General features: G+C 48.2%; 21 protein-coding genes. 12 read left to right on the top strand and 9 right to left on the bottom strand.

Features of this window, described 5'->3' with window-relative positions; genetic code table 11:
* Positions 1–80: 80 nt before the first annotated feature.
* The 3 genes from DBZ16_RS01830 (at position 81) to DBZ16_RS01820 (ending at position 4,922) form a co-directional block, all read left to right on the top strand.
* Positions 81–1,382 (top strand): TolC family protein, encoded by a 1,302-nt coding sequence (locus DBZ16_RS01830; protein ID WP_107812719.1) that lies wholly within the window; start codon positions 81–83, stop codon positions 1,380–1,382.
* 39 nt (positions 1,383–1,421) lie between these two features.
* A complete protein-coding gene (locus DBZ16_RS01825) occupies positions 1,422–3,605 on the top strand; it encodes a type I secretion system permease/ATPase (RefSeq protein WP_107812718.1) in 2,184 nt (727 codons plus the stop codon).
* 90 nt (positions 3,606–3,695) lie between these two features.
* The gene (locus tag DBZ16_RS01820) at positions 3,696–4,922 is read left to right on the top strand and encodes an HlyD family type I secretion periplasmic adaptor subunit (RefSeq protein ID WP_107812717.1); all 1,227 of its coding nucleotides are present in this window, start codon (positions 3,696–3,698) and stop codon (positions 4,920–4,922) included.
* 106 nt (positions 4,923–5,028) lie between these two features.
* Here DBZ16_RS01820 and DBZ16_RS01815 read toward each other — a convergent pair whose 3' ends face one another.
* Positions 5,029–5,523 carry a hypothetical protein gene (locus tag DBZ16_RS01815; RefSeq protein ID WP_107812716.1) on the bottom strand — a complete coding sequence of 165 codons (495 nt, stop codon included), beginning with the start codon at positions 5,521–5,523 and terminating at the stop codon, positions 5,029–5,031.
* 777 nt (positions 5,524–6,300) lie between these two features.
* On the opposite strand from DBZ16_RS01815, the gene DBZ16_RS01800 reads away from it, so the two are divergent.
* Together DBZ16_RS01800 and DBZ16_RS01795 are read left to right on the top strand one after the other, a co-directional pair.
* Positions 6,301–6,459, top strand: coding sequence for a hypothetical protein (locus tag DBZ16_RS01800; protein WP_205836766.1), 159 nt, complete (start codon positions 6,301–6,303; stop codon positions 6,457–6,459).
* A gap of 116 nt (positions 6,460–6,575) precedes the next feature.
* Positions 6,576–6,902, top strand: a complete 327-nt coding sequence (locus DBZ16_RS01795) for a hypothetical protein (protein WP_107812713.1) — start codon at positions 6,576–6,578, stop codon at positions 6,900–6,902.
* A 330-nt stretch (positions 6,903–7,232) separates the two neighbouring features.
* On the opposite strand, the gene DBZ16_RS01790 is transcribed toward DBZ16_RS01795, so the two are convergent.
* Genes DBZ16_RS01790 through DBZ16_RS01785 form a run of 3 tightly spaced genes read right to left on the bottom strand, consistent with a single transcriptional unit; the run spans position 7,233 to position 10,645 of the window.
* Positions 7,233–8,900: a choline/carnitine O-acyltransferase gene (locus tag DBZ16_RS01790; RefSeq protein WP_107812712.1), complete on the bottom strand. Its 1,668-nt coding sequence runs from the start codon at positions 8,898–8,900 to the stop codon at positions 7,233–7,235.
* A gap of 50 nt (positions 8,901–8,950) precedes the next feature.
* Complete coding sequence (locus DBZ16_RS16490) at positions 8,951–9,079, bottom strand: hypothetical protein (protein WP_276308300.1); 129 nt, start codon at positions 9,077–9,079, stop codon at positions 8,951–8,953.
* Between the two features lie 3 nt (positions 9,080–9,082).
* Positions 9,083–10,645, bottom strand: a complete 1,563-nt coding sequence (locus DBZ16_RS01785) for a BCCT family transporter (RefSeq protein ID WP_107812711.1) — start codon at positions 10,643–10,645, stop codon at positions 9,083–9,085.
* 416 nt (positions 10,646–11,061) lie between these two features.
* Here DBZ16_RS01785 and mpl point away from each other — a divergent pair, with 416 nt between their 5' ends.
* Entirely contained in the window at positions 11,062–12,438 is a 1,377-nt protein-coding gene (mpl, locus tag DBZ16_RS01780; RefSeq protein WP_107813093.1) for a UDP-N-acetylmuramate:L-alanyl-gamma-D-glutamyl-meso-diaminopimelate ligase, read from the top strand.
* A 115-nt stretch (positions 12,439–12,553) separates the two neighbouring features.
* On the opposite strand, the gene DBZ16_RS01775 is transcribed toward mpl, so the two are convergent.
* On the bottom strand, positions 12,554–12,877 hold the full coding sequence (locus tag DBZ16_RS01775) for a hypothetical protein (RefSeq protein WP_070512038.1): 324 nt from the start codon (positions 12,875–12,877) through the stop codon (positions 12,554–12,556).
* 145 nt (positions 12,878–13,022) lie between these two features.
* Between DBZ16_RS01775 and DBZ16_RS01770 the strand changes: the two genes are divergently transcribed.
* A complete protein-coding gene (locus tag DBZ16_RS01770) occupies positions 13,023–13,628 on the top strand; it encodes a phosphatase PAP2 family protein (RefSeq protein ID WP_070512143.1) in 606 nt (201 codons plus the stop codon).
* 118 nt (positions 13,629–13,746) lie between these two features.
* On the opposite strand, the gene DBZ16_RS01765 is transcribed toward DBZ16_RS01770, so the two are convergent.
* The 3 genes from DBZ16_RS01765 to DBZ16_RS01755 form a co-directional block, all read right to left on the bottom strand.
* Complete coding sequence (locus tag DBZ16_RS01765; protein WP_107812710.1) at positions 13,747–13,875, bottom strand: FeoB-associated Cys-rich membrane protein; 129 nt, start codon at positions 13,873–13,875, stop codon at positions 13,747–13,749.
* Complete coding sequence (gene feoB, locus DBZ16_RS01760; RefSeq protein ID WP_107812709.1) at positions 13,872–15,740, bottom strand: ferrous iron transporter B; 1,869 nt, start codon at positions 15,738–15,740, stop codon at positions 13,872–13,874. The genes DBZ16_RS01765 and feoB overlap by 4 nt, the downstream gene beginning before the upstream one ends.
* A gap of 175 nt (positions 15,741–15,915) precedes the next feature.
* On the bottom strand, positions 15,916–16,182 hold the full coding sequence (locus DBZ16_RS01755; protein WP_003742387.1) for a FeoA family protein: 267 nt from the start codon (positions 16,180–16,182) through the stop codon (positions 15,916–15,918).
* A 316-nt stretch (positions 16,183–16,498) separates the two neighbouring features.
* Between DBZ16_RS01755 and DBZ16_RS01750 the strand changes: the two genes are divergently transcribed.
* Positions 16,499–17,125, top strand: a complete 627-nt coding sequence (locus DBZ16_RS01750; protein ID WP_107812708.1) for an NAD(P)H-hydrate epimerase — start codon at positions 16,499–16,501, stop codon at positions 17,123–17,125.
* A 27-nt stretch (positions 17,126–17,152) separates the two neighbouring features.
* Here the strand turns inward: DBZ16_RS01750 and crcB are convergent, their stop codons facing one another.
* Positions 17,153–17,515, bottom strand: a complete 363-nt coding sequence (gene crcB, locus DBZ16_RS01745) for a fluoride efflux transporter CrcB (protein ID WP_107812707.1) — start codon at positions 17,513–17,515, stop codon at positions 17,153–17,155.
* Positions 17,516–17,852: 337 nt separating this feature from the next.
* Here crcB and DBZ16_RS01740 point away from each other — a divergent pair, with 337 nt between their 5' ends.
* The 4 genes from DBZ16_RS01740 (at position 17,853) to DBZ16_RS01725 (ending at position 21,466) form a co-directional block, all read left to right on the top strand.
* Positions 17,853–18,788, top strand: coding sequence for a dihydroorotate oxidase (locus tag DBZ16_RS01740; protein WP_003756931.1), 936 nt, complete (start codon positions 17,853–17,855; stop codon positions 18,786–18,788).
* Positions 18,789–19,036: 248 nt separating this feature from the next.
* On the top strand, positions 19,037–20,173 hold the full coding sequence (locus tag DBZ16_RS01735; RefSeq protein WP_107813092.1) for a 5-(carboxyamino)imidazole ribonucleotide synthase: 1,137 nt from the start codon (positions 19,037–19,039) through the stop codon (positions 20,171–20,173).
* A 106-nt stretch (positions 20,174–20,279) separates the two neighbouring features.
* Positions 20,280–20,762: a GNAT family N-acetyltransferase gene (locus DBZ16_RS01730; protein WP_107812706.1), complete on the top strand. Its 483-nt coding sequence runs from the start codon at positions 20,280–20,282 to the stop codon at positions 20,760–20,762.
* 83 nt (positions 20,763–20,845) lie between these two features.
* Positions 20,846–21,466, top strand: coding sequence for a Smr/MutS family protein (locus DBZ16_RS01725; RefSeq protein WP_107813091.1), 621 nt, complete (start codon positions 20,846–20,848; stop codon positions 21,464–21,466).
* The last annotated feature ends 67 nt before the right edge of the window (positions 21,467–21,533 follow it).

The following is a 21,533-nucleotide window of genomic DNA, read 5'->3' as shown; positions in this document are numbered from 1 at the left end:
CTGAAAACAGAGATTCCGATTAATGATAATATGCTCAAAGAATTGATTTGCAAAAGGCCACGCCTCTGCCAATCAGATAAATGACGAACCGTATTGCTGTGAATAATATGAAGAAAAAAACATTTTTGAATCGTCCCGAAGCTTCCATCCTTCGCGCTGGCAAGCTTGCTGCCGCCGTTTGTGCGGCGGTGTGTGCGACAACGGTGCAGGCGTATCCTTTGCAGGCTATTTTGCGGGATGCCATGGTGTCCGATCCGATTGTGAAAGAAGCGAAAGCGACCGAAGATTCGGCAAAAAGCACAACAAAGGCAACCCGTGCTCGGCATTATCCTGTGTTGACGCTGACCGGTACCAAAGTTTTGGCGCAGAAAAACAAATATTCCAGCAGCGATATGAGTGACGGTGTCGGCATACGCGGAACTGTGAATGTTTATTCATGGGGTGCCATCAATGCGGCGGTACGGCGCGATAAAAACAGAGAGCAGTACTACCATCATCGTTATTTCGAAAATCAGGAACGCTTGGGCAGCGACATCGGTAAACTTTATTTGACCGCATTACGCGCAAAAGAAATCCTGCGCATTAACCGTCAGAGCTTGGTTCGACACAATAATCTTCTGAAAGATTTGAATATTATTGTGAAATACGACAGCGGTCGCCGTTCCGAACTTATCGAAGCGCGTGCGCGCCAGTTGCAGGTCGAATCATCAATCGCGCAACAACAACGCACGATGGAATTGGCGTTGAGCCGCTTGTCCCGCTACACCGGACGGCAGTTGACGGCAGAAGATTTGGAAGATCCGTTTGCCAACGACAGCGCGGAATCATTGGTTCGCCGTTTCAAAACCGTCGATAACAACACCAATCCTTCCTATCGGGCGCAGGTAGCAGAACGCGACAGCGTGAAGGCAGATTTGGACGTTTCCAAGGCAGAACGTCTACCCGCCGTAAATTTGGAAGGTAATGCGAACCGCGACAACAGACAGCTTTATCTGAATGTGGCATGGAATGTCTTGGACGTTGCCGCGCGCCATAATGTGCAGAAAAATGCTGATGCATTGATTGCTGCCGAATCGAAATCCGAGCAGATTATGCGCGACATTACCGAGAAAACCCAAACTGCCGAAATCGACATGCGCGAGAGCGAACGCCGTGCCGATATTGCCGCGCAACATATTGCCGCTCAAAAAGACGTGGTTAAAACTTACGAACTGCAATTCAAAATCGCCCGCCGCACGTTGACCGACGTTTTGGGCGCATACAACGAATTGTCCAGCATCGAGCAGGAAAACATTTCAGCGCGCAACGATTTCCGCGATGCCGCGTTGGATTATTTATCTGCGCAGGCGCAAGTGGCAAATTGGGCAGGCTTGAAGCAATAACATAAAATCTTAACATCATTACTCATTACGCGAATTATCATGAAAGCAATCATTGAACATATTGTGTTGGTTACCCGTCTCTTAGGGGCGCCTGTATCAGAAGCCGCGCTGACGGCAGAGGTGGTGCGGGATAAAAAACTCAATGTCAACTATCATTCCCTCGTCGAAGTCTTGCGCAGCCATGGCTTTGAAAACACATTGTCCAAGCGCAATCTGGAAGACATTCCTTCGCTTGCCGTTCCTGTGATGATCATTCTTCACAACGAAGAGGCTGCCGTCATTACCAATATCGAAGGCTCGGGTCGAAACAGAAAATATCATATCCGTCAGGTAGATGGCTTGGAGCAGCAGCTTGATCATGACCAGCTTTCCGGTCTGTATCTGGGTTACTGTTGGTTTATCAAGCCTAAAATGGCGGCGGACACCCGTTCCGAACTGCCCGAATATCACCTTCCCAAAGCATGGTTTTGGAAAGTCATTTGGCGTTTCCGCAGCTATTACTATCAAGTAATTTTGGCGACCGTCATCATCAACTTCCTCGCTTTGGTCAGCTCGTTGTATGTCATGAACGTGTACGACCGCGTCATTCCCAACCAAGCCTATGAAACCCTGTGGGTTTTGAGTATCGGTGTTGTCCTCGCCATTTTGTTCGAATTTGCCGCCAAGATGATACGCGGTCATTTGACCGACATCGCTGGTAAAAAAGCCGACCTGATTATCAGCTCCGCCTTGTTCCGCCGCGTGATGGCATTGCGCCTCGCCGACCGTCCTGCTTCGTCCGGCTCATACGCCAACAACCTGCGCGAATTTGAATCCGTACGCGAATTCATGACCAGCGCGAGCCTGTTGACTTTGGTGGACTTGCCGTTCCTATTGCTGTTTATCTTTGTTATTTCGATAGTCGGCGGCAAATTGGCTTTGGTTCCTTTGGCCATCATTCCGATTGTCGTTATTGTCGGCTTCATCGTCCAACGCCCCTTGTCGCGCCATATTAACGAATCTATGAAAGAAAGTTCGCAACGTTCAGGTCTTGCCGTAGAAGCCATCGAAGGTATCGAAACCCTGAAAACCAACAACGCGACTTCATGGGCACAACAACGCTGGGACGAATTTACCGCTAAAACCTCCGCCTCGTCCATCAAAGTGAAAGATACCAGCAACTTCATGGTCAACTTCGCCGTTGCCATGCAGCAACTCAATACCGTCTTTTTAGTCGTGGTCGGTACCTATCTGATTCATGCTGATAACCACGCAGAACGAATCACTATGGGTGCGCTGATTGCCTCAGTCATCCTGTCCGGTCGAGCATTGGCGCCGTTGGCTCAAGTTGCCGGCCTTGCCACCCGCTTCCAACAGGCTAAGTTGGCGTTAAGAGGCGTGAACGACATTGTTTCCCGTCCGATTGAACGCAGCCCGGAGCGCAAATACATCACTTTGGATAACGTTCAAGGCAATATCGCCTTTGAAAACGTAACGTTCAAATACAAAAACGAAAGCAATAACGCGGTTGACGAGTTGCGCATCAACATCCGACCCGGTGAAAAAGTCGGTATTCTCGGACGCATCGGTAGCGGTAAAAGTACCATGCTGAAGCTGGCAAGCGGTCTGTACGATACCGAAAAAGGTAACGTAACCCTCGACGGCGTGGATATGCGTCAACTCGATCCGAATTTCCTGCGTAACCAAGTTCTCCTGTTCAGCCAATCTCCACGCCTCTTCTTGGGCACATTGCGCGAAAACATGGACTTGGCACGTTCCGACAGTTATTCGACCGACCAAGACCTGCTGACCGCACTCAAACGCTTCGGTCTGGACCAAATCATCCGCAACCACCCGAGAGGCTTGGATATGCCTTTGGGTGAAGACGGCTTGGGTCTGTCCGGCGGTCAAAAACAAATCATCGCCCTCGCACGAATGACGCTGCGCGACCCCAAAGTCGTCCTTTTGGATGAACCGACAACCAGTCTCGACCAAGGTACGGAACGCATGGCATTGAACGCTATCGCCCAATGGGGACGCAACCGCACAATGCTTTTGGTCACCCACCGTCCGCAAGTGCTGCAAATCGTTAACCGCATTATCGTGATGGAAAACGGCAAAGTCGTTATGGACGGTCCGCGCGATTTAGTGTTGCAAAAACTGATGCAAAACGAGCAAAACAAAGTCAAAGCAGCACAACAAGCGCAAGAAAACCAACGTCCCGGCGAAGCGGCGCAAGCATGACGAAAAGGGAAAAGGTCGTCTGAAAACACGTAGAAAGCGTTTCAGACGACCTCTTTGAAAACAACAAACAGATACCGAAGATTCATCATTATGAGCGAAAACAACGTTAAATCCAAAGACCTGCATCTCATCAACGATTTGAATGCAGCCTTACAAAAAGAAAAACACAGCGGCCAATTTTGGGTTATCATCCTGTTTTTCCTATTGCTCGTCGTCTTTGTCGTCTGGGCATACAACAGTACCGTCGAAGAAGTAACCCGCGGTAACGGCAACGTCATCCCCAGTAGCCGCGAACAAGTCATCCAAAGTTTGGATCCCGGCGTGATTACCCAAATGATGGTTAAAGAAGGCGATTTGGTTGAAAAAGACCAAATTCTGCTGAAGCTCGACGACACCCGCAGCCTTGCCGTTTTACGTGAGAGCGAAGCCAAAGTCCAAAACCTCGAAGCCACCATCGCCCGCCTGAAAGCCGAAGCCTACGGCGGCAAACTCACTTTCCCTAAAAACGTCAGCCCTGAACTTCGTCGCCGCGAAACTGCCGCATATAATGCCCGCCGCCAAGCCATGACCGATGCCGTACAAAGTCTGGTACAAAGCAAAGCAGCACTTGATCGCGAAATCGCCATTACTGCACCTATGGTGGCACAAGGCGTTATGTCCGAAGTCGAACTCCTCAAAATGCGCCGCGAATCCAGCGATCTGACCCTGCAAATTGCTGAACGCCGCAACCGTTACAGGACAGATGCCAACAACGAACTCGTACAATCCGAGTCCGAGCTGGCGCAATCCAAAGAAAACATGGCAATGCGCGCCGACCCGGTTGACCGCTCCCAAATCCGCTCTCCCATGCGCGGCATCGTCAAAAACATCAAAATCAATACCATCGGCGGCGTAGTCAACCCGGGCGAAGAAATCATGCAAATCGTCCCCGTTGACGACAAACTTCTCGTCGAAGCCTATATCCGTCCGCAAGACATCGCCTTTATCCGCGCAGGACAGCCCGCTTTGGTCAAAGTCAGCGCATATGACTATTCCATCTATGGCGGTCTAGACGGCAAAGTTACCCTTGTCGGCGCCGATACCGTCAGCAACTCCATGCAAAGCCGCGCCAATGACTTAAAACTCGACCCCAACCAAGTTTACTACCGAGTCATCGTCCAAACTGAGAACAACACTCTGAAAGACAAAAACGGTAAAGACATGCCGATCATCCCCGGTATGGTTGCTACGGTGGATATTAAAACCGGTGAAAAAACCATTTTCCAATACCTGATCAAACCAATTACCCGTATGAAACAGGCATTGAGCGAGCGTTAATTTCATCAAATAAAACTTATTCAGCAGTCAAAAGGTCGTCTGAAAATGTATTTCAGACGACCTTTGGGCTTTATTGGATTTGGACTCAATCTATACTTGTTCTTGATTATAATTTCAATACTATTTCTCTTTTTTGTTTGTTAAAGAATAAATTTAGAGATATTCCAGTTTTATCAAAGCATCCAATGGTACTTTTTCTTGCCCAAAAATTACTTAAATCTTTACGATTTAATTTGTAAAACTTATCACTAAAGTATCCACAGGCTTTTGATGAATTTTCATAAGCAGCAATGTTCATTAAAAACTCTCCTAGATGCTTATCCAATTTTAAATAAATATTTTGTCTTTTTAATAGCTGTTCAGCTAGGTAATATTTGCTATTAATTCCACCTTTTTTAATCTGTGTGCAGTAAATTATTATGCAAAAATTAAAAATGTCTTGTTTTGAAATAGAACTAATCTGATTATTTCCAAAAACATAGTAGTCCATAAGTGTAGTTGCTATTGATTCAGCTTGATAAATACCTAAAGATGTCATGAATTCAATTTTTTCTATTAATTCTGACTTGTTTTTTATGCCTAAAATATTTTGATTTTCCATAAGTTTATGCTGGTTCTGTAGACGGGAACGAGATGTACGGAATGAAGCTCAAGCCGTAGTGTAAAGGCAAATTTCTTGTATGTACTAAAATCATATGAATGTATCAGAACATTTATGTAATTTATATTTTTCCCAATGAAAATTACTAATATCTTCTTCTGAAGCGTTCACTATCTTTGACTTGATAGAATATTCCATAAATTTTTTTCTTTGTTGAGTCAAATCAGCCTCATTTTCCCAGCAACTCATGCATTCATCGCAGCAGAAAAATAACTTATTAGAGTTAATTATCTTTTTTATAATTAATCTACCCTGTCTATCGCATATAGGGCATTCTCTAAACCAAAAATAATCAGTATTTATCATGATTGGTATCCTATAATAATCTTATTAAAGGTCTTAATGTTTGGTTGGGCTTCAGCCGCATACTGGTCTTTTCCTTTTATGGAAAGTTGCACTTACAATCCGAATTTGGGGCCGTCTGAAAACCGATTTTCAGACGACCTCTACCAAATCGCTTCTCCCGATGATGGCGCACGGTTGCTGTTGAAGGAACTGGTAAAAATGGTGGGAGTTGTTCAAGAAGTTACCAGCAAGACTGCTTCAAAAAGAAATCAACTGAGTTAGAATCAAAGGCGGATATCAAATCATCTAGGAAGGATGATTTCGGAGCTAAACGGCAGGGATTAATTTCTGGGAAACAGGTAGCAAGATTGTGCAGAGTTATTGGTAAGTGTTCCTAATTTTATTAATGTAAATATATTGGAAAGGGTTAATATGACCTACTTGATTAAACCATATGAATCAATTGGTGATTTCGTATTTGGTACTTCTCTTGAGGAAATACAAGAAAAATATGGAAAACCAGCAAGAATGGTTGAAGATAATATTATGAATAATAAGGTGGAATATAGGAATGCTTGTGAGTTAGTTTGAGACCTTTGCAAAAATAGTCTGTTAACGAAATTTGACGCATAAAAATGCGCCAAAAAATTTCAATTGACTAAAACCTTCCTAATATTGAGCAAAAAGTAGGAAAAATCAGAAAGGTTTTGCATTTTGAAAATGAGATTGAGCATAAAATTTTAGTAACCTATGTTATTGCAAAGGTCTCAGTTTATGAAAACGATCAATTGGTTTATGGATATTGCTTAAAAGATTCTAATCCCATATTAGGAGATATTGATATATTTAAAAATTCAATCGAAGACCTTAAAGCCATCGATTCAGAATTTATCGAAGGAAAAAAATATATTCTTTTTAAGAATCTCGGGATTTGTATAGGCGGTATGACCAGGAAAAAAATTCCTGAAGGCAAGTTATTAATTGCATTTGATAAAAATCACTTTGATTTTTTTGAATGTTTTATAGAGGTATAAGTACACAGTAGCAACGATGAAACTTACAATTTTGATGTAGAGTGCGAGCGGATTGTACGTACGCGATTTCTGCTTTTCAGACGACCCCTGTCAATTTGTTGCTTCCGATATTGGGAGTATGGTTGTTGTTTGTAATCGCATAAAACCATCTAATCTCGATGGATGTATTTAGTAAGTGCAGACTTAAAGATGCGGGCTTTTTGTTTTCAGACGACCTCAAAACCTTATTTGAGGTCGTCTGAAATATTTGTTCTCTATAATGCCACCATTGGTCAGTATAGAGATCTAAACCTGTCTGAAAAGAAAGCAGGCTTTCAGACAGGTATTTCGTCAAGCGTTGAGAAATTCGAGCAGATGTTGTCCGCCGACTTTCAGGGCTTCCAAGAATACGTTGACTTTCTGCTGTTGGTTTTTGGTGTGGCTTACTGTATAGAGCCAGCCTTCGGGCGTAATGGTGTAGTTGATGCCCAAGCCGCCAACCGAGGTGGGGGCAAAGGCGAAGTTTACTACCGTACTGTTGTCGCCTACGGTTGAGGTAGAGAGGAAGTCGGTCGTAAAGGTCTCGTAGCCTTCGTCTTTGAAAAAGACTGGCTGGCTGTTGGTTTTGGCTGCCATCAGTTTCAAACCGAGCAGGTGGCGGTTGGCGCCTTGACCGAGTTTGCTGGCTTTGATGCGGGCTTTGTGTTCGGCAAGCGCGGCTTCCAGTGCTTCGCGAGAAGGTTTTTCCTGCAATAAGGTGCTGACGAAAACCAAAGATTCGTTGGAAACGGGGCGCACACATTCGGTGCGGCCGTTTTTGAAGTGGCTCACGTCAACGGCTTCGTATGTGTTGCGGACGCTGCCGTAGGTGGTGAGCTGGGCATATTGCAGGAGGAACTGCATCAATGCGTCTTGGCTCATGCCTTGGGGAATGGTTAAGCCGTTGAACGGTATGGTAACGCTGGTTACGTGCATCTGGTCAGCCTGTTTGGCATAGTTTTGCTGCCAGTTGTCCCAGTTTTTCAGCAAGTCGGCATCCAACTGCCATTCGTAGCGGTGGACAGCAGGGCGGGTTTTCTTGCCGCCGCGTGCAGCCAGTTTGGCTGCGGCAAGGGTAACGATGCCTTTGAGCGCGCCACCGTCAGCCCAAGTGTGTTCGCAATGCAGATACAGGCGTTTGGTGCTGGTGTTGTAGCAATAGGTGGTGGGTTTGTAGCACCAAACGTTTTGCTTGGGTTGGAACGTGGTTTGCGCCAAATCGCTGTCGGCATCGAGATCTTCACTGCTGATGCTGATGTGGAACAGGTCTTGTTCGATGTGTTCCAGCAGGCGGGTGTTGTCGTCATGCTGTTGCAGGGCTTGGTACACGCGGGCGGTTTCGTTGCCGCCCAAGTAGCAGGGTACGGCTACCGAATATTTGTTTTGATGGGTATCGGAAAGGATTTCTTCAAATGCCTGTTTGAACGCATCGGGATGGTAGGCTTCAAATTGTTCGTCGAGCGCGGCAATGCGGTAGTAGAAGCCGTTGTGCAATATGCCGATGTGGCGGCTGCCGTTGGGTGAGAAGCGGAAGCCGTCGACTTCTTTTTGCGGCACGCGCGCGGCGCCTTGCAAAATTTTCCATTGCTCCATGCATACGGGCGTACCTTGCGGGGTTTGCGGCACGGGAATGCGCTGATGGTGATAATCAGCGCACACCGCAGCCAATGCCGATGCCCACTCCGCCAGCCCTTTACCTTGAGTTTGGATGTTGAAACCTACGTTGCTGGCTAAAGGCAGCGGAGTGCGTACGCGCAGATAGCTTTCGAGCCAAGCGTCGATCAACCAGCTGGTTTCGACTTCTGCTGCAAATTGCTGCAACGCGGCTTGCAATTCTTTGCCTTTGCGCGATTCGAAATTACGGGTAGTCGCTGCGGTTTTTTCAAAAGCTTCATTACTCAGCAGCGGACGTACCTGTTTCAAATAGCGTTCGCAGGTTTCGGTCAAATCAGGTACAGGGAGGCGGGGTGTTTGGGACATCGTGTTCTCCTATTCATTGGGGGCAGGCGGTAATGCCTGCCTATAAGTGTTTAATCGTCTTTTTCAATAAAGGCCAGTTTGATGACATAGCCTAAAAAGGCGAGAACCAAAACCATCAATACAGTTTCGATAATGTTGTCTTGAACGCTTTGATTCAAATACATAATTTGTTTATCCACGGTTTACTCCTTGTTTTTTACGGGTTCTTGGACGGCAGGCGATACGCGGGGTACGTCGCGTTTGAGCTGGCGCCAAAGTGCGGCGAACCATAAGTACATAATGAATACAAACGGGAAGCCGGAGAATGAGCCGACAGCTTTAATACCTTCCATTTTGCCGGTAACAATCACGGCGTAGGCGATAAGCGACATTAAGATCGCCCAAATTACTGCGCGGGTTTTGTTTTCGCGGCGTCCGTCGTTGCTGGTCATAATGCCTAGAGAAATGGCGGAGCTGGTTACAGTAGTTACCACGAAGCCGAGAAACAGAACCACAGTCAGCGGTTTGGTTGCGAAAGACAGAGGCAGCATGTTGAGCAGATAATAGAATGTACCTTCGTAGTCGCCTTTATTGGCAATTTCCGCCAAGCGTCCGGTACCTTCTACGGTGTCAAGCAGGCTGAAGCCGGAAAATACGGAGAACCAGATTACCAAGAAGCCGACCGGTACCATAATCGAAGCCAGCACGAATTCGCGCAAAGTGCGGCCTTTGGAAATTTTGGCGAGGAACACGCCTACAAACGGTGTCCAAGTAATCCACCATACCCAGTAAGCCATCGGATACCATACCAGCCAATCGCGGTTATGGAACAAATAAAGCTCGAAAGAATGGTGAACGGTTTGAGTGAGGATATTGCCGATAGACACGACCAAATTACTGAGGAAGTAGTGGGTCGGGCCGACCAAGAAAACAAAGACCAGCATGAGCAAAGACAAAACTACGGTCAAATCGCCCAGCCATTTCATACCTTTTTCAATCGGCAACACAGCGCCCAAAGTATAAAGGGAAGCGATAATGATCAGAACGACGGTTTGCCAGCCTATTGTGCTGAAGTTTGTTCCGGTGATGATTTTCAGACCGGAAGAGATTTGGGTGGAAGCCATGGCAATGGAAGAGGAAACCGACATGGCAATCGACACAATCGCTATGCCTGTAATCAAAATGCCCAATGGTTTTGCCCATTTCTTGTGTTTGAACGCATATTCCAGCGGCGCGGAGGGCGTACATTCCGTTTTATGCTGATACATGAAATATGCCAGCACCAGCCCGCCGATGGTATAAAGCGACCATGCCGGAATACCCCATACATGCAACGCAAGGCTCATTGCATTTTCCACTTTCTGGTATTCAGGCAAATTTGCAGCTTGTATACCGATGGGCGAATGATAATAGTGCCACAACGCCTCAATCGGGCCGAAGAACACGATGCCCACACCGATGCCGGCGGTAAACAGCATATTCATCCAAGAAAAGAATGAATATTCTGGCTGGGCATCCTTTCCGCCTAACCTGATATTGCCGAAGCGGGGGGATAAAGCAACGACCATACACACGGTAAATGCCAATAGAGGCAGCCACATAATCAGCCAGTCGAACTTCAAATAAAAGAACTTACTGACGTCGGTGATTGTGTTGGTGAATAAGGCGGGTTCAACAACAGCTATGGTAGCCAAAATACCCACTATGAAAGCAGTCCATAAAAAGTATTTAGGACGCTTGGGTTGAATTTCTTCATTCGCGGACATACGCAAGCCTTTTTAGTTTGTTAACAATTTTTAAATCTAAAAAAGCGAGTAAACCGTGTAATGTAAGATTAAGTAATTTTTTCTTGGATTCTATATTGGAAGCCTAGAAAAACAAAGGTTTCCAAGCGGGGATTAATCATTAATATCTAGTATGTTTGACTTGTATTAATGTTCGGTCAGTTTTTCCTCAGATATTTTATCCCTAGGAAAACATCTGATTATTTGTTTCAATGCTTAGAGTCAGGCAGACGGTTTTAGTTTGCGATTCATTCTCAAAAAAGAAAATCTTTCCAGTATCAGCTTGATGATTGAGATACCTGCTTCCTTTTACAGCTTTGTTTTTCAGACGACCCCTTCATCCAAACTCCGTTATAATGGCGGCTTTCCAATTATTTCATTCAAAAGACGGTCTTATCATGAAACACATCCACATTATCGGTATTGGCGGTACGTTTATGGGCGGGGTTGCTGCCATTGCCAAAGAAGCGGGGTTCAAAGTCAGCGGTTGCGACGCGAAGATGTATCCGCCGATGAGCACCCAGCTCGAAGCCTTGGGCATAGACGTACACGAAGGCTTCGATGCTGCGCAGTTGGACGAATTTAAAGCCGACGTTTACGTTATCGGCAATGTCGCCAAGCGCGGGATGGAGGTGGTTGAAGCGATTTTGGACCGCGGTCTGCCTTACATTTCCGGCCCACAATGGCTGTCGGAAAACGTGCTGCACCATCATTGGGTACTCGGCGTGGCGGGGACGCACGGCAAAACGACCACTGCGTCTATGCTCGCATGGGTCTTGGAATATGCCGGACTCGCGCCGGGCTTCCTCATCGGCGGCGTACCCGAAAACTTCAGCGTTTCCGCCCGCCTGCCGCAAACGCCGCGCCAAGATCCGAACAGCAAATCGCCGTTTTTCGTCATCGAAGCCGACGAATACGACACCGCCTTTTTCGACAAGCGCTCCAAATTCGTACATTACCGCCCGCGTACCGTCGTGTTGAACAATCTGGAATTCGACCACGCTGACATCTTCGCCGATTTGGGCGCGATACAGACCCAGTTCCACCACCTCGTGCGCACCGTGCCATCCGAAGGCTTAATCGTCTGCAACGGGCAGCAGCAAAGCCTGCAAGATACTTTGGACAAAGGCTGCTGGACGCCGGTGGAAAAATTCGGCACCGAACACGGCTGGCAGGTCGGCGAAGTCAATGCCGACGGCTCGTTCGACGTATTGCTTGACGGCAAAAAAGCCGGACACGTCGCATGGGATTTGATGGGCGGACACAACCGCATGAACGCGCTCGCCGTCATCGCCGCCGCACGCCATACCGGAGTTGATATTCAGACCGCCTGCGAAGCCTTGAGCGCATTTAAAAACGTCAAACGCCGCATGGAGATCAAAGGCACGGTGAACGGCATCACCGTTTACGACGACTTCGCCCACCACCCGACTGCCATAGAAACCACCATAGAAGGCCTGCGCCAGCGCGTCGGAAACGCCCGCATCCTCGCCGTCCTCGAGCCGCGTTCCAACACCATGAAACTCGGCACCATGAAAGCCGCCCTGCCCGCAAGCCTCAAAGGTGCCGACCAAGTGTTCTGCTACGCCGGCGGTGTGGACTGGAACGTCGCCGAAGCCCTCGCGCCTTTGGGCGGCAAGCTGCACGTCGGACAAGACTTCGATGCCTTCGTTGCCGAAATCGTGAAAAATGCCGAAGCAGGCGATCATATTTTGGTGATGAGCAACGGCGGTTTCGGCGGGATACACGGGAAGCTGCTGGAAGCGTTGAAATAAGGTTGGTTGAAAGTTTGGAATTATTGAGGTCGTCTGAAAACCGAAGTTTGCTTTTCAGACGACCTTTTTGTTGTGAAGGCTTAGATGTGATGGTTGGGTATGACCCAAACTAGGCTCACCGATGGAGGTATTTCTTATATATACAGTTAATCCCTTGTTCAATAATAGGAATTAAATGATTTATATCTCTATGAGAGCGGGTAAATAGTGGATTTTCCCAATCATAATTTTTAATGACGTAGACTTTAAATACCCCGTTTTTTCTAGGATTCGGATACCATCCAACATCTAAAATGTATTTCTCATCAAAGAAAGATACTTGTAATAGATCTTCTTCAAATTCAAGTTGATCAATTGCTTCATGAGGGGTGTATTTAAATAACCAAAATAAATTTTCATAAGTAATGATACCGTCCCTAAAATTAATCAGATATTCCATTTTGTTTTATCCCTACATTTTTTCTTACGATTTAATGCTTATGTGCAAATAGTGTCAGATATTCCATATCATTACCATATATGATATCGTGATGCAATTTTGCTGTTTTGATTAAGTTGGAATTGTGACTGGAGAAAGTTTGCAAGTGGATAAGCTGTCAAAATTAAAGATTAAATATACAATTTTTATATCGATATTTTTTGTCATTTTGTACAAAGGGGCTGAGTTTTATACCTATACAGTCGATAACGTGCCTTCATATTTTATGGGCTGGGAAAGGAATATTCCTTTTTTGCCCATATTTATGTTGCCTTATATGACGTCTCAGGTTTTCTTCTTAGCCACTATATTTTTGGAAAAGAACGAAAGCAATTTGAAATTGCTGATAAAGAGGGCAGCCTTTTTAATTGCGGTTTCTACTGCTTTATTTGTCATATTTCCAATGAAATTTTATTTTCCCAAACCCGAAGTCGATAACCAAATTTTAAAATCCTTCTTTTATATATTGGGAAAATTGGACAGTAGTTTTAACCAATGCCCGTCATTGCATGTGAGTTTTGCTTTTCTTTCGGCGGAGGTTTATTGCAGAGAAGTCAAATCCAAATTCTTAAAATCATTATTTGGTATATGGGGATTTTTACTCGCCATTTCGGTCTTGTTTGTCTATCAACACCATTTTATTGATTTTGTGGGCGGAACTTTGATATTTTTAATTACTTGTATCATCTTTCCAAGAAAAAAGGCTGTTTAAGCGTTTTGTTACCGAATGATGGAAAGTCCTACAACAACCACTAAACTATAGCTCCAAACATACAAAAGGTCGTCTGAAACCATTTCAGACGACCTTTCTTCTTTCTAGCTATCCATGCTCAGCCGCAACCGCCGCATTTGCCGCAGCCGCTGCTGCAATTGTGTTTTTTCGGTTTGAACAAGAATTTTCGCAAGAGGAAAAACAGACAGGCAAGCATGATGATGCCGACGATAATATATTGAGTCATGACGATAGTATCCTTGAAGTAATTTGGTAAACCACAAATGCGGCAAAGTAAGCCATCAGGAACAAATAGCCGGTAATCATCACCATATTTTTTGTGGATTTGGTTTCGCGTTTAATCACAGCCAATGTCGCGGCACACATGGGGGCATACACATACCAAGCCAGGAAGGCGAAGGCGGTTGGCAAACCCCAGTTGTTGTGCACAATCGGAATCAGCGCGTTTTGTACGGCGTCTTCAGACGACGCGCTGACGGCATAGACCGTACCCAGTGCGGCAACGACGACTTCACGCGCGGCAATGCCCGGAATCATGGCGATACACATTTCCCAAGTGAAGCCCAGCGGGGCGAACAATGGTTGGATAGCGTGGCCGAGCATACCCGCCAAGCTGTAGTCGATTGCCGCGCCTGTTGCACCTGCGGGCGGTTGCGGCCAGCTTACCAAGCCCCACAAAACTACGGCAAGGGCGAAGATAATCGTACCGGCGCGTTTGAGGAAGGCTTTTACCCTGTCCCACAGGCTGGTCATGATGTGTTTGAAGTTGGGCGTGCGGAAAGTCGGCAGCTCCATCAAGAGCGGGAATTGCTGCACGTTGCCTTTCATACGCGCCAAGCGTTTCATGATATACGCTGCCAAGGCGGCAGACAGGATGCCTACGAGATAGAGGATGAACAGCGTCAGTCCTTGCAGGTTGAAAATCCCGCCTACGGTGCGATTAGGAATGACGGCGGCGATAATCAGCGCGTAAACGGGCAGCCGCGCGGAGCAGGTCAGCAGCGGGGCGACGGCGATGGTAACGAGGCGTTCGCGCGGGTCATTAATCGTACGCGCCGACATCACGGCGGGAACGGCACAGGCGAAACTCGACAGGAGCGGGATGAATGAGCGTCCGGACAGGCCGCTTTTCGCCATCACGTTATCCAGCAGGAACGCCGCACGCGGCAGGTAGCCTGAGTCTTCCAAAAGCAGGATGAAGGCGAACAAAATCGTAATCTGCGGCACGAACACCAACACGCTGCCCAAACCGGCAATGACGCCGTTGACGAGCAAGTCGCTGAGGATGCCCGGCTCCATGTTGGTGCCTATCCATTCGCCCAGCGCGGCAAAGCCGCCTTCGATGGCTTCCATAATCGGTGCCGCCCAAGTGTAAACCGCTTGGAACACCATAAACAGGATAAACAGCAGCATAATTATGCCCCAGACGGGGTGCAGCACGATGTCGTCGAGTTTTTTGTGCCATGCGGGCAGCGTCATTTCCGTGCGCACCACCTGTGCCAAAATCGATTCGACTTCTTGATAAAGTTTGTCGCTCTCCAGCGCCTCGAGCGTGCGTTCGGCAGAAGCGGGGTTGGCGGGGAAAGAGCGTTTACGCGGCAGCTTCGCCACGGCTTCGCGCACGGCCTGTACGCCCGACGCGCTCACGGCAACTGTTTCCAAAACAGGTGCATCCAACAACTCGCTCAGTTTGGCCGCATCAATATTCAAGCCCCTTCTGCGGGCAACGTCGCTCATGTTCAGCGACACCACCATAGGCAGTCCCAGCGTTTTCAGTTCCAAAATCATGCGCAGGGTCATACGCAGGTTGGTCGCGTCGGCAACGGCAATGATGGCGTCGGGCGGAATGCCCAGCTTGCCTACGGCGACATCTTTCGCCACCGCTTCGTCGGGGCTGGTCGTGCGCAGGCTGTATGTGCCCGGCAGGTCGATAATGCGAACGGCCTTGTCGTCAAGTAAGGCGCCCTCGCGCTTATCGACCGTTACGCCCGGATAATTGGCAACCTTGGCATGTGCGCCGGTCAAACCGTTGAACAAAACGGTTTTGCCGCAGTTTGGCGCGCCAATCAAGGCAAAATAGCTTAGTTCCATTTATTTATTCTCCTTGTTTGATTGTGTGATGAGTTTGGCGTTGGATTGGGGAAAAGGCTTTGAAACGGCGCTTTCAGACGACCCGGGTCGTCTGAAAAGGATAGGGCGGTCAGATTTAACCTGCCTTTGCCGCACATTTTCAGAATATGAAGCCTGCCTGCGCGTACGGCGTAAGTCAGCCGTCAATCACGTGGCACATAATCTTTCCCGCTTCTTCCTGACGCAACGAGAATTGCGACTGGTTGCCCAAACGCACGGCAAACGGGCCGCGCCCAAATCCGCCGACGGCAATCACCTGCAACGGCATTCCGCTTGAAAAACCCAAGTCGGCAAGACGGCGCGTAACCAGCGGGTCGAGTTCGCCGAAAGTCGAATTGGGGACGATGGAGTCGATGTGCGCGACTGCGCCTTTACTGAGTTTTGACAAAGGTATGGCAGACATAGGGTGTTTTACTTTCGTTGTCGATTGAAAAAAGAGACGGCAAGTAAAGACGAATTTGACACAGGGTAGGCCGAGGCATGTTCCAACGCCCGTTCCCGCAAAAGAAGTAGTTTTGATTGTTTATCACTTTGTTTTATTTTGATAATAAATCTTGGTAACATAAAAATCAAATCCAAAGCCACCAAATTCCTGATTTTCAGACGACCTCTTGCGGCAAATCAAAAAAAGCGAATGATTTGACGGGAAAGTCGGGCAGGGCTATTGATAAGGTTTGCATTTGGATGTTTGATAGGCGTAAAGAGAAAAGGAGCGAATGATGAAAATCTACACCGCCGCAGAAATGCGCGAACACGAGCAAATGGCAGTCGATAAAGGCACGACTTTCGAACAACTGATGGAAAACGCGGGACAAACCGCCGCCGCGGATTTGCTGCGCCGTTTTCCCAAAGCAGGGCGCGCGCTGATCGTTTGCGGCAAGGGCAATAACGGTGGCGACGGTTTGGTCATCGCGCGCGTGTTGTCCGAACATGATTGGCAGGCGGATGTTGTTTTCGTCTTGGGAGATAAACTGTCGCCGCTGGCGCAGTTGAATCGCGAGCGTTTGAATCATTTAGACGGCGTCAGCTTTATCCGATCCGACGAACTGGAAGGTCGTCTGAAAACAGGTTACGGTCTCGTTATCGAAGGCATTTTCGGAACAGGCTTCAGCGGCGCATTGCCCGAAACAGCCGCCGCCGTCTGCCGCCTGCTGAACCAAGCCGACGGCTTCAAAATCGCGCTGGACATTCCGACCGGGCTGAACTGCGACACAGGCGAAGCAGATCAAGACACCTTCCGCGCCGACCTGACCTACGCCTTCGCCGCCTACAAACCCGCACATATGACCGACGCAGGCAAAGCATATTGCGGAGAGACCGTGTATTTGGATATTGGGATAGAGTGAATGGGTTTTTATCGAGAAGATAGGAGGCTATTTCCAGCTTTGCACCAAATAAATGCCCAACGCCGTCAAGAGAAACGAGCCGAAAACATGCAGGCAGACCGCTGAAAACGCCGTCGCCCAGCGTTGCGCTTGCATCAGAGTAACCATTTCCAGTGAAAAGCTGGAAAAAGTCGTCAGGCTACCGAGAAAACCGGTAATCAGTAAAAGCTTCCATTGAGGATTATCCAGCCATTCGGCGCAGATGCCGATTAAGAACGCGCCGATCCAGTTGGCAGCAAGCGTGCCGACCGAAAACGGGACGGATAGGGCGGCAAAGGCGAGAACGAGCAACCAGCGGGACAATGCGCCCAAAGCCGCGCCAAACGCAATCGCCATGACGTTTTGAAACATATCGAAATCCGGAGAGAAGAAAAATCAAAAGGGTAGGGTTGGGGATTTTAACCGTATTTTGAACAGGCAAAAAAGGTCGTCTGAAAAGCATCTTAGGTTTTCACTTTGTTGAAACCATGCTTTCAGACGACCTTTTTTGCACCTTTCCTCCATTATATATAGCGGATTAAATTTAAATCAGGACAAGGTGAGGCAACGCCGTACTGGTTTAAATTTAATCCACTATAAAACAACATTTCCCTACATTGTCTGTCATTTGATGTTTGTTAAAAATTTTGCCGCCTATTCGTGTTACGCTTCGCAATCAATTTGATTTTTCAAGGGAAAGGAGCAGGATATGCCGTCATTGAGAACGCAAATCGCCGGTTTTTCTTTTGACAACTGTCTGATGAACGCCGCTGGTGTGGCGTGTATGACCGTAGAAGAATTGGAAGAAGTCAGGCAATCCGCCGCAGGCAGCTTCGTCACCAAAACGGCGACGCTGGAAGCGCGTGCGGGCAATCCAGAGCCGCGTTACCGCGATGTACCGCTGGGCAGCATCAATTCCATGGGTTTGCCGAATCAAGGCATTGATTACTATCTGGATTATTTGCTGAGCCTTCAAGAATCGCAGCCCGAACGGACATTTTTCCTCTCGCTGGTCGGTATGTCGCCCGATGAAACACACACGCTGTTGAAAAAAGTGCAAAACAGCGGTTTTAAAGGCATTACCGAACTCAACCTTTCCTGCCCGAACGTCCCCGGCAAGCCGCAAATCGCCTACGATTTTGAAACGACCGAGCGGATTTTGGGCGAAGCCTTCGGCTATTTCGACAAGCCTTTGGGCATCAAACTGCCGCCGTATTTCGACATCGTCCATTTCGACCAAGCGGCGGAAGTGTTCAACCGCCATCCGCTGAAATTCGTCAACTGCGTCAATTCCATCGGCAACGGCATGTATATCGAGGACGAATCCGTTGTGATCCGGCCTAAAAACGGCTTCGGCGGCATAGGCGGCGAATACATCAAACCGACCGCGCTTGCCAACGTCCACGCGTTCTACCAAAGATTGAATCCGTCCATCCAAATCATCGGCACAGGCGGCGTTTATACCGGTCGCGATGCGTTCGAACATATCTTGTGCGGCGCGAGCATGGTGCAAATCGGCACAGCGCTGCATCAGCAAGGTGTCGAAGTTTTCGAACGCGTCTCGCTTGGTTTGAAAGCCATCATGGCGAAAAAAGGCTATGAGAAGCTGGAAGATTTCAAAGGCAAACTGAAATATCTGGGGTAAGTCTGCTCAGATGAAGGGGAAAAGGTCGTCTGAAAACCATCATACGGTTTCAGACGACCTTTTATTACAAAACGGCTGCCGATAGGTTTCTTTGGAAAATCCGGGTATCGCGGCAGGATGTTTTGATTGTTGTCATTTTGCTCATACGGCAGGCATCGAAATAGCGTGTAAAAGGCGTTTTAACATTTATCTCTATAAGCAGGTTTGTTACAATTTCGGGAAAATTTTAGTGGAACCGCAAAATGCTGATGAACTCATCCGCCATCCTCCCGCCCGCCATGCTCGGCATCCTCGGCGGCGGCCAATTAGGCAGAATGTTTACCGTTGCCGCCAAAACCATGGGCTACAAAGTAACCGTACTCGACCCCGATCCGAACGCGCCGGCGGCGGAATTTGCCGACCGCCATTTGTGCGCGCCGTTTGACGACCAAGCCGCTTTGGACGAGTTGGCAAAATGCGCGGCGGTTACCACTGAATTTGAAAACGTCAATGCCGACGCGATGCGCTTTTTGGCAAAACATACCAACGTTTCCCCCTGCGGCGACTGCGTGGCCATCGCGCAAAACCGTATTCAGGAAAAAGCGTGGATACGCAAAGCGGGATTGCAAACCGCACCGTATCAAGTGGTTTGCCGTTCAGACGACATCAGCGAAGAAAGCGCGCAATTCCTGCCCGGCATCCTAAAAACTGCCACTTTGGGCTACGACGGCAAAGGTCAAATCCGCGTCAAAACGGTGGACGAACTCAAAGTCGCGTTTGCCGAACACGGCGGTGTGGATTGCGTTTTAGAAAAAATGGTGGATTTGCGCGGCGAGATTTCCGTGATCGTATGTCGTCTGAACAATGAAAATGTGCAAACCTTCGACCCCGCCGAAAACATCCACGAAAACGGCATTCTTGCCTATTCCATCGTTCCCGCGCGGCTGAGTGCCGACGTGCAGCAACAGGCGCGGCAGATGGCACAACGTTTGGCAGACGAATTGGATTACGTCGGCGTGTTGGCGGTGGAAATGTTCGTCGTCGGCGACACGCACGAATTGGTCGTTAATGAAATCGCCCCGCGCCCGCACAATTCCGGCCACCATACGCTGGATGCCTGCGCGGCAGACCAGTTCCAGCAGCAGGTACGCATTATGTGCAATCTGCCGCCCGCCGATACCAAGTTGCTTTCTTCATGTTGCATGGCGAATATTTTGGGCGACGTTTGGCAGGAAAACGGTGGCGAACCGAATTGGCTGCCGTTGCAAAGCCATCCGAACGCGCACCTGCACCTGTACGGCAAAAAAGCCGCGCGGAAAGGACGCAAAATGGGGCATTTCACCGTTTTGTCCGCCGATGCCGACACTGCGTTTGAAGCAGCAGGAAAATTACATCAAAGCCTTTGAATATAAAATATAATATCGGAAACAGCGTTCAGACGGCCCCCTGTCTGTTTATGAAGAAAACGTCGTCTGAACACGCATTACAATACATCTTACAACACATCTTGCCATGAGCCTTCTGACTATACTCCGTCCTGCAGTCGCGCAAGACTGCCAAGCCATACACAATGCCCATCTGCACGCCGTCCAATATACTTGCATCCGCAGTTACGACGATAAAGTATTGCATGCGTGGGAAGCCCTGCTCGATATCGACAGCTACCTCGAAACCATTTCCGATCCCGGCAAAGCCTTTTGGGTGGTGGAATACAGGGGGACCATACAGGGTTTTTTCCAAGTGGACTTCAAAGAAGCCCAATTGGACGCATTGTATGTCCATCCCTTCGTTCATAATCACGGCTTGGGTACAGCCTTGCTGCGCCGTGCCGAAGAACTTGCCCATCAGGCGGGTTTGAGCTTTTTGAAACTGTACGCCTCGCTCAACTCCGTTCCTTTCTACCGCTTGAACCATTACGAATCTTTGGGTTCCGCCATATTGCAGTTGAACAAAGACGTTAAGGTCAAGTGCGAACTGATGCGCAAATATCTATAAGCCGTTTTCAGACGACCTGTACACGGAGCGCCGAGGTCGTCTGAAAATGTGTTTTTCATGTTCAACCTCAAAATATCCCCATGATGAAAACAGATTTCCAATCCGCCTTGAAAGCATTAGGCAAGCAAGCCAAAAAAGAAGCCGAAGCGCGGGCGCAGGAGCAAGCCTTGGCGAAGAAGCGCGAGGAAGAGAATATCGATTTCGCCAAAGCCGTAGGTGCAGTAACGCCGCTGAAAACCGCGCCGCGCTATGAAGCACCGCGTGATAAAACGCCCATCAAACCCCGTCCGAAAGAGCAGGAAAGTTTGGCAGCCGAAGATTATTTCTATATCGGTAGCGGTGCTTCTTGGGATGAACCGCCTGCTTCGTTCAGTAAAAACGGACAAGGGAAAAACGACTTGCAACGTCTGCGCAACGGGCATTATCCCGTAGTCGCCGATGTCGATTTGCACGGCTACACACAGGAAGAGGCACAACAGGTTTTAAACGAATTTATCGAATTTACCCAAAAGCGTGGCGTATGCGCCGAAATCATCCACGGCAGCGGTTTGGGTTCGTCAGGCTACAAACCCGTTTTAAAAAACATGACGCGCCGCTGGCTGATGCAGCACCCCGATGTATTGGCTTATATCGAGCCGAGAGAAGGCAATGATGGCGCGGTGCGGATTTTGTTGAAACGCCGGTGCAGGGAAGATGAGGAATAGATTTGTGCTAGATTGATTGCGCTGCGGCAATATTGTCTTAAATGCAATCTGCGAACCATGTCAAAGG

The organism is Neisseria sicca, from assembly GCF_003044565.1.
Classification (GTDB): domain Bacteria; phylum Pseudomonadota; class Gammaproteobacteria; order Burkholderiales; family Neisseriaceae; genus Neisseria; species Neisseria sicca_A.
This window is presented reverse-complemented; position numbering and strand designations above follow the sequence as displayed.